Genomic DNA, 12220 nt, shown 5'->3' with positions numbered 1-12220 from the left:
CGGCGTCCCCACGTCCGGACGCTCCCGACGCCGTCGACCGGAGGACACCCATGACCCAGAACCAGCCCGCCATCCACGGAGTGCACTCCGAGGTCGGGCGGCTCCGCAAGGTCCTCGTGTGCCGGCCTGGGCTGGCCCACCGCCGGCTGACGCCGAGCAACTCCTCCGAGCTGCTCTTCGACGACGTCATGTGGGTCGAGCAGGCGCAGCGCGACCACGCCGACTTCGTCGGCAAGCTCAGGGAGCGCGGGGTCGAGGTCATCGAGCTGCATGACCTCCTCGCCGAGACGATGGCCATCCCCGGCGCCCGGGACTGGCTGCTGGACCGCAAGATCGTCGCGAACCACGTCGGGCTCGGGCTCGTCGACAGCACCCGCGCCTTCCTCGAGACCCTCGACCCGCAGTGGCTCGCCGAGTACCTCATCGGTGGCCTCGCGATCCCCGACCTCCCCGAGGAGTTCCGCACCCCGTGGGTCATGCTCGCCCGGGAGCAGACCGGCGCTCGCGAGTACCTCATGCCGCCGCTGCCGAACACCCTGTACACCCGCGACACCACGTGCTGGGTCTACGGCGGTCTCACGCTCAACCCGCTCTACTGGCCGGCTCGCGAGAACGAGACGCTCATCTACAAGGCGATCTACACCTTCCACCCCGACTTCCGGGACTCCACCATCTGGTGGGGCGACCCCGAGGCCGAGTGGGGCGAGGCCACGGTCGAGGGTGGCGACGTCATGCCGGTCGGCAACGGCGTGGTCCTCATGGGGATGAGCGAGCGGACCTCGCGGCAGGGCATCACCCAGGTCGCGGCGTCCCTCTTCGCGCAGGGGGCCGCCGAGAAGGTGATCGTCGCCGGGATGCCACAGCTGCGGGCCGCGATGCACCTCGACACGGTCTTCACCTTCGCCGACCGCGACGTCGTCACGCTCTACCCGACGATCATGGACAACGTCCACACCTTCGTCCTGCACCCCTCCGACAAGGACCCGGGGGTCGAGGTCGAGGACGCCGGCGAGGGCCGCTTCACCAAGGTCGTCGCCGAGGCGCTCGGCGTCGGCGAGCTGCGGGTCATCGAGACCGGGGGCGACGTGTACGCCTCGGAGCGCCAGCAGTGGGACAGCGGCAACAACGCCGTCGCCGTCGAGCCCGGCGTCGTGTTCACCTACGACCGCAACACGACGACGAACGCGCTGCTGCGCGACGCCGGCATCGAGGTCGTCGAGATCGTCGGCTCCGAGCTGGGCCGCGGCCGCGGCGGCGGGCACTGCATGACCTGCCCGATCGTGCGCGACCCCGTCGACTACTGACCGGCCCGCTCAGAGGTCCCGGCGGTACTTCTCCTCGGGTGCCTTGCTGCGCCGGACGAGGTTCCAGACGGCGAGCCCGAGCCCGCCCCACAGGACGAGCATCGCGAACAGCATCATGACGATCGCGCCACTGGTCATCGGGCCACCTCCGCGGTGTGCTCGGCCGGATCGTCGTCCGGCGGGGTGAGGGAAGTGCTCGCCCGCCAGCGGACGAGCATCGCGGCGCCCGCCAGAGCGAGGACCACGGCCGCGATGCCCCACCCGAAGAGGCCGAGCATCCACGCGGGGTAGCCCTCGTACGGGGACGCCAGGTCGGCGACCAGCTCGCGGACGAGGACCACGGTGAGCGCTGCCGGGGTGACGGCCGCGATGAGGACGGTCCACCACCGGCCGAGAGGCACGGACCCGGTGCGGTTCAGGTGCGCCGCCAGCGGACCGAGTGCGCGGGCGAACCAGGCGACGGCGACCATGCTGACGACCGCGACGAGCAGGATGCCGTAGCGGTTGATGAAGTGGTCGACGATGTCGAGGACGTACACCCCGCTCGTGGTGCTGAAGAAGACGAGGCTGACGACGGCCGACGGCAGGACCACCGTGAGAGTGGCACCGAGGCGGGTCATCTCGAACTTGTCGCGGACCGCCGAGATGACGACCTCGATGACGCTGACGAGCGAGGTGACCCCGGCGAACACGAGCGACCCGAAGAACAGGACGCCGATGAGCGCGCCCGCCGGCGCCTCGTTGATGATGGCCGGGAACGCGACGAAGGCGAGGCCGAGGCCGTCGGAGGCGACCTCGTCGACGGCCACGCCCTGGGCCTGGGCCATGAAGCCGAGTGCGGCGAACACCCCGATGCCTGCGAGCAGCTCGAAGCCCGAGTTGGCGAACCCGACGACGAGCCCGGAGCCGGTCATGTCGGTGCGCCGGCCGACGTAGGAGCTGTACGTGATCATGATCCCGAAGCCCACCGAGAGCGAGAAGAAGATCTGCCCGAACGCGGCGGCCCAGACCGAGGTCTGGGTCAGGGCGGCCCAGTCGGGCCGGAAGAGCGCGTCGAGCCCGATGCCGGCGCCGGGGAGGAACAGGGCCCGGACGACGAGCGCGCCGAAGGCGAGGATCAGCACGGGGATGAAGACGACCGCCGTCGCGCCGATGCCCTTCTGCACGCCGAGGGACATGACGACGAGCACCGCGAGCCACACGACGGCGAGCGGGACGAGGACGCCCGGCACGACGTCGAGGCTCACGCCCGGGTCGCCGGCCTGGAGGAAGGTCCCGAACAGGAACTCGTCGGGGGCGTCGCCCCAGGCCTTGCTCACCGAGAACCCGGTGTAGCGCACGGCCCACGCGATGACGGCGGCGTAGTAGACGGCGATCACGAAGCAGATGCCCACCTGCCACCACCCGATCCACTCGGTGCGCCGGTGGGTGCGGGCGAAGGACAGCGGCGCCGAGCCCCGGTTGCGGTGTCCGAGGGCGTAGTCGAGCAGCAGGAACGGGAGTCCGGCGGTGAGCAGGGCGACGAGGTACGGGAGGATGAACGCCCCGCCGCCGTTCTCGTACGCGACGTAGGGGAAGCGCCAGATGTTGCCGAGCCCGACGGCCGACCCGATCGCGGCGAGGATGAAGACCTTGCGCGAGCTGAACGACCCGCGGTGGGCGGAGCCGGTGCGGGGCGTCCGGACCTCCGTCGCCACGTCAGGCGGCTTCGGGGTCGGGCTGGTGGATGCCGAAGGTGATGCCCTCGTCGGGTACGGGCGCCGGGCGCTCCAGGAGACCGCCGTTGATGCCCGGCTCGATGTCGTCTGCCTGGATCTCGAAGTGCAACGGACGTGACATGGCGCGTCTCCTCTCGTGCGGTCGGGGTCAGCCAACCACGGGTGGTTCTCGAAGGCCACCCGCCGTACGGTGCCGGGGATGAGAACCCCGCCGACCGACCTCGCAGAGAGCGACGTCCTCGCCGTCGTGCGGGCCGGGTGGGCGCCGGCCGCCGCGACGGCCACGTACCTCCCGGTGGGCTTCGGCTCGCACCACTGGGCGGTGACCGGACCCGACGGCGACCGGTGGTTCGTCTCGGCCGACGAGGTGCGCGAGCCCGGGGCGCACGAGACGCTGGTGGCCGCGTTCGCGGTGGCTGCTGCGGCGCGCTCGTGCGGCGTCGACGGGGCCCACGGGCCGGTGCCTGCCGCGAACGGCGACCTCGTCGTCGTGGTCGGCAGGTGGGCGGTGTCGGTCCAGTCGTGGCTCGACGGTGCCGTCGGACGGTTCGGGGACCGCTGGTCCGGGCACGACGCGAGCGCCCTGGTCCGCCTGCTCGGCGGCCTGCACGGCACACCACCGCGGGGTGCCCCGGTGGAGGACCCACGCGTCCTGGGGCGCCAGGCCCTGGAGAGCGCCCTCACGGCGACGGCGGCCGGCCGGGGCCTCGGGTCGGGCCCGCTCGCCGGCGCGGTCGACGCCCTGCTCGCTCGTTTCGGTCCGGCGGTCCGGGACGCGTTCCGCGACCTCGACGCGAGCGGACCTCCCGACCCGGAGCGGCTCGTGGTCACCCACGGCGAGCCGCACCCCGGCAACGTCGTGCGGGCGGCCTCCGGCCCGGTGCTCGTCGACTGGGACACCGCCCGCCTCGCCGAGCCGGAACGCGACCTGTGGCTCGTCGCCGCGCGCACGTCCGTCGACGTCGTGGGCCTCTACGGACGGCTGACGGGCCGCTCCGTGGACCCCGCCCGGATGCGGGCGCGAGGCCTGCGCTGGGCGCTCGTCGACGTCGCCTCGTTCGTCCCCTCGCTGCTGGCCGCCACGGTCGAGGACGACGACACCGCGTGGCAGCTCGAGGCGCTCACCGGCGTGCTCGAGTCCCTCTAGGGGCCGGTGCCCCGGAGCGCTCGCGGGGTCCCGAACACGGTGTGGACCCCGCGGGAGTGGAGCACCGACGCGGGGTCCTCCCCGGCGAGCCCGCCGAGCCCGGCGGCCGTGACGAGGGTGTCGTCGAGCCGTTGGAGCCGGGCCCGACGCAGCGGCCACGGCTCGTGGTGGTTGGGGATCCACCAGCTGCGGCCGGCCACGCGGGTGTGCAGCCCGAACCGGGCGGTGACGAACTGCTCCACCGGCGTCGGGGTGGCGATCTCGGGACCGAGCCGGACCTCCATCCGTCCCCCCGCGCCCCGCGGCCCCGGCCACCGACGCCGTGTCTCGTAGCGAAGCAGGTCGCCGTCGCGGTGTAGGCGCATCCGGGCCCACATGTACGGGGTCCCGGTTGCGAGCCGGGCGCCGAGCACCACGGCGAGCCGTTCGGCCTCGAGCGAGGCGAAGACGACCCCGTGGCGCCCGGCCGCGTCGACGGAGTAGAGACGCACGTTGGTCTCGAGGAAGTCCCCGAACCACGGCACCGGCGGGCCGGCCCCGAACCCGGCTCGGTGCATCCGGAAGGGGATGAGCCCGACGTACGTGACGCCGTCCAGCACGTCCGGCCGGGTCCCGGCGGGAAGGAGCGGCGCGACCAGGTCGGGCTCCACGGCCCAGTGGACGAAGGTGATGTCCGCCCAGGTCTGCCGCATCGTCCGCGGTCCCGGCAGCGGCGCCGGGACCGGGTCGAAGGCCGGCGGTCGGGCCTGCGTCGGCGAGGGCACGCGACTCAGGCGGTGGCGGCGGCCAGCTCGTCGGCGACGGCGGTGTCGCCGCTGTTGAACTCGACGACGAGGCCCGCGGTGTCGGGCCGGTCGAGGACCTCGGCGATGACGAGGGCGACGTCGGCCCGCGGGACGGACCCGGCGTCGGCGCCCTGGCGGGACGTCTCGATCCGACCGGTGCCGGCGTCGTCGGTGAGGCTGCTGGGTCGCACGAGCGTCCAGTCCAGGCCCGAATCCTGCAGGTGTGCGTCGGCAGCGGTCTTGGCGTCGGCGTACGCGAAGAACCCGTGGTCCTCGGGGACGCCGTGGTCCGGCCCGGCGCCGAAGTAGGACAGCATCACGTACCGGCGTGCGCCCGCGGCGGAGGCGGCGTCCATCGAGCGGATCGCCGCGTCCCGGTCCACCGCGTAGGTGCGCTCGGGGCTGCCGCCACCCGCACCGGCGGCCCACACGACGGCGTCCTGGCCGCGCAGCAGGTCGGCGAGCTCGTCGGTGGACATCGCCTGCACGTCGGCGACGAGTGGCGTGGCCCCGTCGGCCTCGACGTCGGCGGACTGCTCCGGGTCCCGGATGACGGCCGTCACCTCGTGGGAGCGGTCGACGAGGAGCGGGGACAGGTGGCGGGCCACCTTGCCGTGGCCACCGATGATGAGAGTGCGCATGGTGGTGCCAACCCCGGCGGTCGTGGGGCTGTTCCCCGGCCGTGGCGCGGAGAGCCGGGTCTGGAGTGGGCAGGGCGCGGTCACCGCCCACCGCCGGACCGGTGCGAGAGCATGGGGCGGTGACCCCCGACGAGCCCGTCCCCACCGAGCCGGCGCCGCGCGCACCGGACCTCACCGACGCCGAGCGGGTGGCCCGGGCCGGGGAGTTCGCCGACCTCATGGCGACCCGGCGGAGCCTGCGCGACTTCGCGCCCGACCCGGTGCCGCTGGACGCCGTGCGCGAGGCGGTGCGGGCCGCGGCCAGCGCCCCGAGCGGGGCGAACCTCCAGCCGTGGCGCTTCGTCGTCGTCACCGACCCCGAGGCCAAGCGGCGCATCCGCCAGGGGGCCGAGGCCGAGGAGCGGGAGTTCTACGAACGCCGCGCGGGGGAGGAGTGGCTGGACGCGCTCGCTCCTCTCGGCACCGACGCCGACAAACCCTTCCTCGAGACCGCCCCGGTGCTCGTCGTCGTCTTCGAGGTCCACCGCAGCGAGACCGAGCCGAAGCCCTACTACCCCAAGGAGTCGGTGGGGATCGCGGTCGGGCTGCTGCTCGCCGCGCTGCACCGGGCCGGGCTCGCCACCTTGACGCACACCCCGTCCCCGATGCGCTGGCTCACCGAGATCCTCGGGCGGCCCGCCAACGAGCGACCGTTCGTCGTCATCCCGGTCGGGCTCCCGGCGGACGGCGCCCGGGTCCCGGCCATCACCCGCAAGCCGCTCGACGAGGTGCTCGTCGAGGTCTGAGCCCCGGCGCGCCCACAACCTGGGAGGATCGACGACCATGGCGGACAGCGCGGTCATCGACCTCAACAGCGATGTCGGGGAGTCCTTCGGCCGCTGGCGGCTCGGCGACGACGACGCCGTGCTGGCGCTCGTGACGAGCGCCAACGTGGCCTGCGGGTTCCACGCCGGCGACCCGAGCACCCTGCGGCGCTGCTGCGAGTCGGCCGCCGCGCGCGGGGTCGCGGTCGGGGCCCAGGTCGGCTACCGGGACCTCGCCGGCTTCGGCCGCCGCTTCCTCGACGTCGAGCCGGGGGAACTCGCCGACGACATCGTCTACCAGGTGGGGGCGCTCGAGGCGATGGCCCGCGTCGCCGGGACCCGGGTCTCCTACGTCAAGCCGCACGGGGCGCTGTACAACGCCGCGGTGCACCACGAGGGGCATGCCCGGGCCGTCGTCGAGGCGGTCCGGGCCTACGACCCGTCGCTCCCGGTGCTCGGCCTGCCGGGCTCGGCGCTGCTCCGCCGGGCCGAGGCGGCCGGGCTGCGCGCCGTCCGCGAGGCGTTCGCCGACCGCGGGTACACCCCGGACGGCACGCTCGTCCCGCGTGGCGAGCCCGCAGCGGTGCTCGAGGACCCCGCCGAGGTGGCGCGCCGGGTCGTCCGGCTCGTCACCCAGGGCCAGGTGAGCGCCGTGGACGGGAGCGTGGTGGCCGTCGACGCCGAGTCGGTGTGCCTGCACGGCGACACCCCGGGTGCGGTCGAGATGGCCCGGCGGGTGCGGGCGACGCTCGCGGAGGCCGGGGTGACGGTGAGGGCCTTCGGGTGAAGGTCCTGCCGTACGGCGACCGGGCCGTGCTCGTCGAGCTGGCGGACGGGCCGGAGGCGATGGCCTTCGCGGCCGGGCTGCGCGCGGCGCGCCCCGCGGCCGTCGGCGAGGTGGTGCCGGCCGCCCGCACGGTGCTGGTCGTCGCGGCCGACGGGGTCCCCGTGGCGGAGGTCCGCGCCGCGCTGGACCGGGTGGACCCGGTGACGGAGAGCACCGGTGACGGGGGCGACGTCGTGGAGGTCCCGGTCGTCTACGACGGGGAGGACCTCGACGACGTCGCCCGGCTCACCGGCCTGACGCGCGAGGAGGTCGTCGCGGCGCACACCGGGCAGCTGTGGCAGGTGGCCTTCGGTGGCTTCGCGCCGGGGTTCGGCTACCTCGTGGGCGATCACGACCGCCTGCACGTCCCGCGGCGCGTGGAGGCCCGTACCCGGGTCCCGGCCGGCGCGGTGGGCCTGGCGGGCGAGTACTCCGGGGTCTACCCGCGCGAGTCGCCCGGAGGCTGGCAGCTCATCGGACGCACCGAGCTCCGTCTGTTCGACCTCGACCGGGAGCCGCCGGCGCTGATGCGCCCCGGTGTCCGGGTCCGGTTCGTCGAGGTGGGCCCGTGAGGGCCCTCACGGTGCGGTCGACCGGCCCGCTGGCCCTCGTCGAGGACCTCGGGCGAGCGGGGCTCGCGGGGGTGGGCGTGGGGCGCTCGGGGGCCGCCGACCGGGGATCCCTGCGCCTCGGCAACCGGGTCGTCGGCAACCCCGAGGGCGCGGCTGGGGTCGAGGTGACCGCCGGCGGTCTCGAGGTCGAGGTCGGCGAGGACGCCGTCGACTTCTGTGTCACGGGGGCGGTCTGCGAGGTCACGGTGGACGGCCGTCCCGTGGGGTCGCACGCCCTCGCCCGGGCGACCCCCGGTGCGCGGATCCGGCTCGGGCCCCCCCGGGACGGGCTGCGCTCGTACCTCGCCGTCCGCGGTGGCATCGACGTGGCGCCGGTGCTCGGCTCCCGGAGCCGCGACGTCCTGGCCAAGCTGGGGCCCGCGCCTCTCGAACGAGGCGACGTCCTCGCGGTCGGGGCGCCCGGGGGTGAGGTCCCGACGCTGCCGTACGTGCCGTGGCCGGACCACGGCGGGGATGTCGTCCTGCGCGCGGTCCGGGGCCCTCGGGCCGACCGGGTGCGGGACCCCGACCTCCTCGTCCGCACGACCTGGCGGGTGACGGAGCGGAGCAACCGGGTGGGGATGCGGCTGGCGGGTGGGGCGGTCGACCCCGCCGGGGACGCGGAGCTGCCGAGCGAGGGCGTGTGGCGGGGCGCGGTGCAGGTGCCGCCGAGCGGCGAGCCGGTGGTGTTCCTCGCCGACCACCCCGTGACCGGCGGCTACCCGGTCGTGGCGGTCGTCGTCGACGCGGACGTCGACCGCGCGGCGCAGGTGCCACCGGGTCGCGACGTCACCTTCCGCTGGGTCGACGCGCCGTGAGGCGCCGGCCCTACTGGGCTCCCTGGCGCGGGCGCTTGGCGGCCCGGTAGTCGGCGAGGCGGCGCTCGGCGTCGTCCCCGAACAGGATCGTCGCGACCTCGCGCAGGCCCTCGGAGTCGTCGATGTCGGCGTCCGGCACGACGAGGTCGATCTTGCTGCGGCGGCGCATGAAGTCGTCGAGGGTCACGACCATCTCGGCCTCGGCGGCGGTGTAGAGCTCGGCGCGCAGGTAGTCGGCCGAGCCCATGACGTCCTCGCCCATCGCCGGGTCGGCCCGGATCGCCTCGAGGAGGTCGAAGGCCCGCCGGCCGTACCGGCGCCACAGGCGGTCGCTGAGCGGCTCGGTGTCGGGCTTGGAGCGCAGGGAGTCCAGGCGCATGAGCCGGGCCTGGCGGTAGAACTCGGCCCGGGTCTGCGCCGCGGGCTCGCCGTACCAGCTGTGCAGGTCCTTCTCGAGCGGGATGCCGAGGGCCTGCACCTCGTCGGCGACCTCCTCGCCGACGTTGAGGCAGTCGGTGAGCTTGCCGCCGAGCACGGACACGACGGCGCGGTCGTCGTCGCGCTCGATCTCGTGCTTGCGCGACAGCGAGGTCCAGTCGACGTCGGTCTGGTCGCCGTGGCCGCGGGTGACGACCAGCGGGCGGACCCCGCAGCGTTCGGCGATGACGTCGTCGACGGTCAGCGGCGCGTCGAGGTCGAGGCGGGCGTTGATCTGGTCGAGGAGGAACTGCCGGTCCTCGGCCGTCACCTCGGTGTACGGGGTGTCGACGCGGGTGTCGGTGGTGCCGATGACCGAGCGGCGGCCCATCGGGATGACGTAGAAGAGCCGTTGGGTGTCGTCGAAGAACGCGAGGACCCGGTCGTGCCGGGTCGTCGTGAGCCGCGGGACGACGAGGTGGATGCCCTTGGAGTAGACGATGCGGTGCTCGGTGTGTGCGCCGAACTGCTCGTTGAGGTCGTCGGCGAACGGGCCACCGGCGTTGACCAGGACGCGGGCCGAGGTGGTGATCTCGGCGCCGGTGTCGGTGTCGCGCAGGTGGGCGACCCAGCGGTCCCCGATGCGCTCGGCCGAGACGACCTCGACGTAGTTGGCGACGGCGGCCCCGGCCTCGAGCGCGGACCGGACGAAGGAGAAGACGAACCGGCTGTCGTTGTCGACGAGGAAGGCGTCCTGGTACTGGATGGCGCCGCGCACGTTGGTGGTGTCGATCGCCGGTTCCTCGGCCTTGACCTCCTTGGCGTCGAAGACCCGCGGCCGCTTGGTGCCGAACATCCCGATGCCCCAGTACGCGGTGGCGCCCAGCCCGGCGAACCAGGGCTTGTACGGGGCGTCGTAGGTGAGGGAGGCGAGGAAGCCGATCTCCTTGATGTTGCCGGGGTAGGCCTTCATGAGCCGGTTGCGCGACTTGCAGAGCCCGTAGACGAGGGGGAGCTCGTAGTTCTCGAGGTACTTGAAGCCGCCCCAGACGAGGTTGGAGGACTCCTGGCTCGTGAAGGCGCCGAAGTCGCCCCGGTCGACAAGGGCCACGGAGGCGCCCCGCCCGGCCAAGGAGGCGGCGGAGACGGCGCCGTTGATGCCGGCCCCGACGACGAGCACGTCGAAGAAGCCGCCGTCGATGCGCTCGATGTTCGCCGACCTGAGGCTCATGGGCTCAGCCTATGTGCATCGGACCGGCCCGCCGAGGGTGCGGTGGCATCACGGCTGCCGACCGTCGAGCCTGTGCCCGGGGTGCGTACCTGGCGTGACCAATAGGTCGAGGGAGGTACGGGAGCCGGGGTCGGGGCGTACCTGGTGTGACCTATTGGTCGAGGTAGGTACGGGAGCCGGGGTCGGGGTGCGTACCTGGCGTGACCTGTTGGTCGGTGCAGGTACGGGTGGGGGCATGCCCGGGTTCGTCCGTCCGGAGGCCCCTGTCGGAGCGCCGTCACGGGCAGGGTGGCCGGACCACCCCCGACAAGGAGGAGGTGCCGTGCGCACCCTTGCGATCACCGAGAACATCACCCTCGACGGCCGGATCGACATGATCGGCGGCTGGTTCGACGACCAGGCTCAGGACGGCGAGCTGCTGGCGGAGAACATCCGCCAGCGGGAGGCTGCCGACGCCCTGCTCGTCGGGCGTGACACCTTCGAGGCCTTCCGCGGCTACTGGCGCGACCTGGACGACGACACCACCGGTGTCAGCGACTACCTCAACCGGGTCCGCAAGTACGTCGTCTCGTCGACCCTCGAGGATCCGGGGTGGGGCGGGACGACCGTGCTGCGGACGGACTGGCTCGAGCAGGTGGGCACCCTCAAGAGCGAGGACGGCGGCGACATCGTGTGCACCGGGTCCGTGAGCGTGGTCCACGCGCTGCTCGACGCGGGTCTCGTCGACGAGCTCCGCCTCTTCCAGTACCCCGTCGTCCAGGGCGAGGGGCGCCCGCTCTTCCCGGACGGCTACGCGACGCGCGACCTGCGACTCGCCGAAGCGGTGGCCTACGGGACCGGGGCGGGCTTCCAGCGCTGGGTCCTCACGTAGCGCTAGGCGAGGTTGCCTCGCAGCCGGCCGGCGCCGGCGTCGAACGAGTACGTGACCCCGGTGAGCTCCTCGGAGCGCTGCCACAGCAGGTCGGCCAAGGTCTCGTCGCGTGCCCACGACGACCGGCGGGCCGGCCCGACCGGACCGCGGGTCTCCCCGATGCCGGTCGGGCCCGAGTACGAGCCCGGCTCGGCGGCCGTGGCGGCGTACAGGACGGCCTCGGCGCCCTTCTCGGCGCCGGGGAAGAGCGCCTTGACGGCGAGCTGGCCGAGGGCGCCGATGACCGGGAGGGAACCCATTCCGTCCTTGCTGGCCACGAGGTTGGTCGCTGTGACGCCGGGGTGGGCGGCGGTCGAGGTCAGGCCCGACCCGGCGGCCGCGGCCCGCCGGTGCAGCTCCTGGGCGAACAGCAGGTTCGCGAGCTTGGACCGGCCGTACGCGGTCTGGGGGTCGTAGGTCTCGCGCGGGTTGCCCTCGCAGACAGCGCCGTCGCCGCGCTGGTGCGCGATGGACGAGACCGTCGTGACCCGGGGGGCTGCGGCCGCGAGCAGCTGCGGCAGCAGGCGGCCGGTGAGCGCGAAGTGGCCGAGGTGGTTCGTCCCGAACTGCAGCTCGAAGCCGTCCTCGGTCTCGCGGTACCGGGGCGGGGTCATCACGCCGGCGTTGTTGACGAGCAGGTCCAGCGGCTCCTCCTGGCGCTCGGCGAACTCCCGGACGGAGCCCTGCGAGGCGAGGTCGAGGTGCTCGACGGCCACCGACCCGCCCGCACCGGTGCGGCGGATGCGGCGGGCCGCCGCCTCCCCGGACTCGGTGTTCCGCACGGCGAGGACGACGTCGGCCCCCCGCGCTGCGAGCGCGCGGGCCTGGACCAGGCCGATCCCCGAGTTCGCGCCGGTCACGACGGCCCTCCGTCCGGTGAGGTCGGGGATCTGGTCGGCGGTCCAGCGGCTCATGGGGTCCTCTCGTCGTGCAGGTCGTCGTGCAGGTCGTCGTGGAGGCTCTGGCCCCCGGTCGAACGTCGGGCGCACCGACAGCCATTCCGCGCCTT

General features: G+C 73.8%; 14 protein-coding genes. 7 read left to right on the top strand and 7 right to left on the bottom strand.

Annotated elements, in window-relative coordinates; translation table 11 throughout:
• The first annotated feature begins 50 nt into the window (after positions 1-50).
• The gene (gene arcA / locus Q0963_RS07580; RefSeq protein ID WP_299444807.1) at positions 51-1304 is read left to right on the top strand and encodes an arginine deiminase; all 1254 of its coding nucleotides are present in this window, start codon (positions 51-53) and stop codon (positions 1302-1304) included.
• Positions 1305-1313: 9 nt separating this feature from the next.
• Here arcA and Q0963_RS07575 read toward each other — a convergent pair whose 3' ends face one another.
• From Q0963_RS07575 to Q0963_RS07565, 3 genes are read right to left on the bottom strand one after another with little or no spacing between them, the layout of a single operon-like run.
• Positions 1314-1442, bottom strand: coding sequence for a methionine/alanine import family NSS transporter small subunit (locus Q0963_RS07575; protein ID WP_299444806.1), 129 nt, complete (start codon positions 1440-1442; stop codon positions 1314-1316).
• Positions 1439-3001, bottom strand: a complete 1563-nt coding sequence (locus Q0963_RS07570; RefSeq protein ID WP_299444805.1) for a sodium-dependent transporter — start codon at positions 2999-3001, stop codon at positions 1439-1441. Before Q0963_RS07570 ends, Q0963_RS07575 begins: the two co-directional genes overlap by 4 nt.
• Before the next feature lies 1 nt (position 3002).
• Positions 3003-3143 (bottom strand): hypothetical protein, encoded by a 141-nt coding sequence (locus Q0963_RS07565; protein ID WP_299444804.1) that lies wholly within the window; start codon positions 3141-3143, stop codon positions 3003-3005.
• A 78-nt stretch (positions 3144-3221) separates the two neighbouring features.
• On the opposite strand from Q0963_RS07565, the gene Q0963_RS07560 reads away from it, so the two are divergent.
• Positions 3222-4169, top strand: coding sequence for an aminoglycoside phosphotransferase family protein (locus Q0963_RS07560; RefSeq protein WP_299444803.1), 948 nt, complete (start codon positions 3222-3224; stop codon positions 4167-4169).
• On the opposite strand, the gene Q0963_RS07555 is transcribed toward Q0963_RS07560, so the two are convergent.
• Together Q0963_RS07555 and Q0963_RS07550 are read right to left on the bottom strand one after the other, a co-directional pair.
• Positions 4166-4933, bottom strand: coding sequence for a YqjF family protein (locus Q0963_RS07555; protein WP_299444802.1), 768 nt, complete (start codon positions 4931-4933; stop codon positions 4166-4168). The two genes, Q0963_RS07560 and Q0963_RS07555, sit on opposite strands and share 4 nt — an antisense overlap.
• Positions 4934-4938: 5 nt before the next feature.
• The gene (locus Q0963_RS07550; protein WP_299444801.1) at positions 4939-5595 is read right to left on the bottom strand and encodes an SDR family oxidoreductase; all 657 of its coding nucleotides are present in this window, start codon (positions 5593-5595) and stop codon (positions 4939-4941) included.
• A gap of 119 nt (positions 5596-5714) precedes the next feature.
• Between Q0963_RS07550 and Q0963_RS07545 the strand changes: the two genes are divergently transcribed.
• The 4 genes from Q0963_RS07545 to Q0963_RS07530 are packed head-to-tail and all read left to right on the top strand — an operon-like array spanning position 5715 to position 8653.
• Complete coding sequence (locus tag Q0963_RS07545; protein ID WP_299444800.1) at positions 5715-6380, top strand: nitroreductase family protein; 666 nt, start codon at positions 5715-5717, stop codon at positions 6378-6380.
• 37 nt (positions 6381-6417) lie between these two features.
• On the top strand, positions 6418-7185 hold the full coding sequence (locus Q0963_RS07540) for a LamB/YcsF family protein (RefSeq protein ID WP_299444799.1): 768 nt from the start codon (positions 6418-6420) through the stop codon (positions 7183-7185).
• Positions 7182-7796 carry an allophanate hydrolase subunit 1 gene (locus Q0963_RS07535; protein WP_299444798.1) on the top strand — a complete coding sequence of 205 codons (615 nt, stop codon included), beginning with the start codon at positions 7182-7184 and terminating at the stop codon, positions 7794-7796. The genes Q0963_RS07540 and Q0963_RS07535 overlap by 4 nt, the downstream gene beginning before the upstream one ends.
• Entirely contained in the window at positions 7793-8653 is an 861-nt protein-coding gene (locus Q0963_RS07530; protein ID WP_299444797.1) for a biotin-dependent carboxyltransferase family protein, read from the top strand. Before Q0963_RS07535 ends, Q0963_RS07530 begins: the two co-directional genes overlap by 4 nt.
• A 10-nt stretch (positions 8654-8663) precedes the next feature.
• On the opposite strand, the gene Q0963_RS07525 is transcribed toward Q0963_RS07530, so the two are convergent.
• The gene (locus Q0963_RS07525; RefSeq protein WP_299444796.1) at positions 8664-10301 is read right to left on the bottom strand and encodes a glycerol-3-phosphate dehydrogenase/oxidase; all 1638 of its coding nucleotides are present in this window, start codon (positions 10299-10301) and stop codon (positions 8664-8666) included.
• A 322-nt stretch (positions 10302-10623) separates the two neighbouring features.
• Here Q0963_RS07525 and Q0963_RS07520 point away from each other — a divergent pair, with 322 nt between their 5' ends.
• The gene (locus Q0963_RS07520; protein ID WP_299444795.1) at positions 10624-11172 is read left to right on the top strand and encodes a dihydrofolate reductase family protein; all 549 of its coding nucleotides are present in this window, start codon (positions 10624-10626) and stop codon (positions 11170-11172) included.
• Between the two features lie 2 nt (positions 11173-11174).
• Here Q0963_RS07520 and Q0963_RS07515 read toward each other — a convergent pair whose 3' ends face one another.
• Positions 11175-12125 carry an SDR family oxidoreductase gene (locus tag Q0963_RS07515; protein WP_299444794.1) on the bottom strand — a complete coding sequence of 317 codons (951 nt, stop codon included), beginning with the start codon at positions 12123-12125 and terminating at the stop codon, positions 11175-11177.
• Positions 12126-12220: the final 95 nt, after the last annotated feature.

It is taken from the genome of uncultured Phycicoccus sp., assembly GCF_947495705.1.
Classification (GTDB): Bacteria; Actinomycetota; Actinomycetes; order Actinomycetales; family Dermatophilaceae; genus Phycicoccus.
The sequence above is the reverse complement of the archived record's forward strand: the minus strand, read 5'-3'. Positions and strand labels throughout refer to the sequence as shown.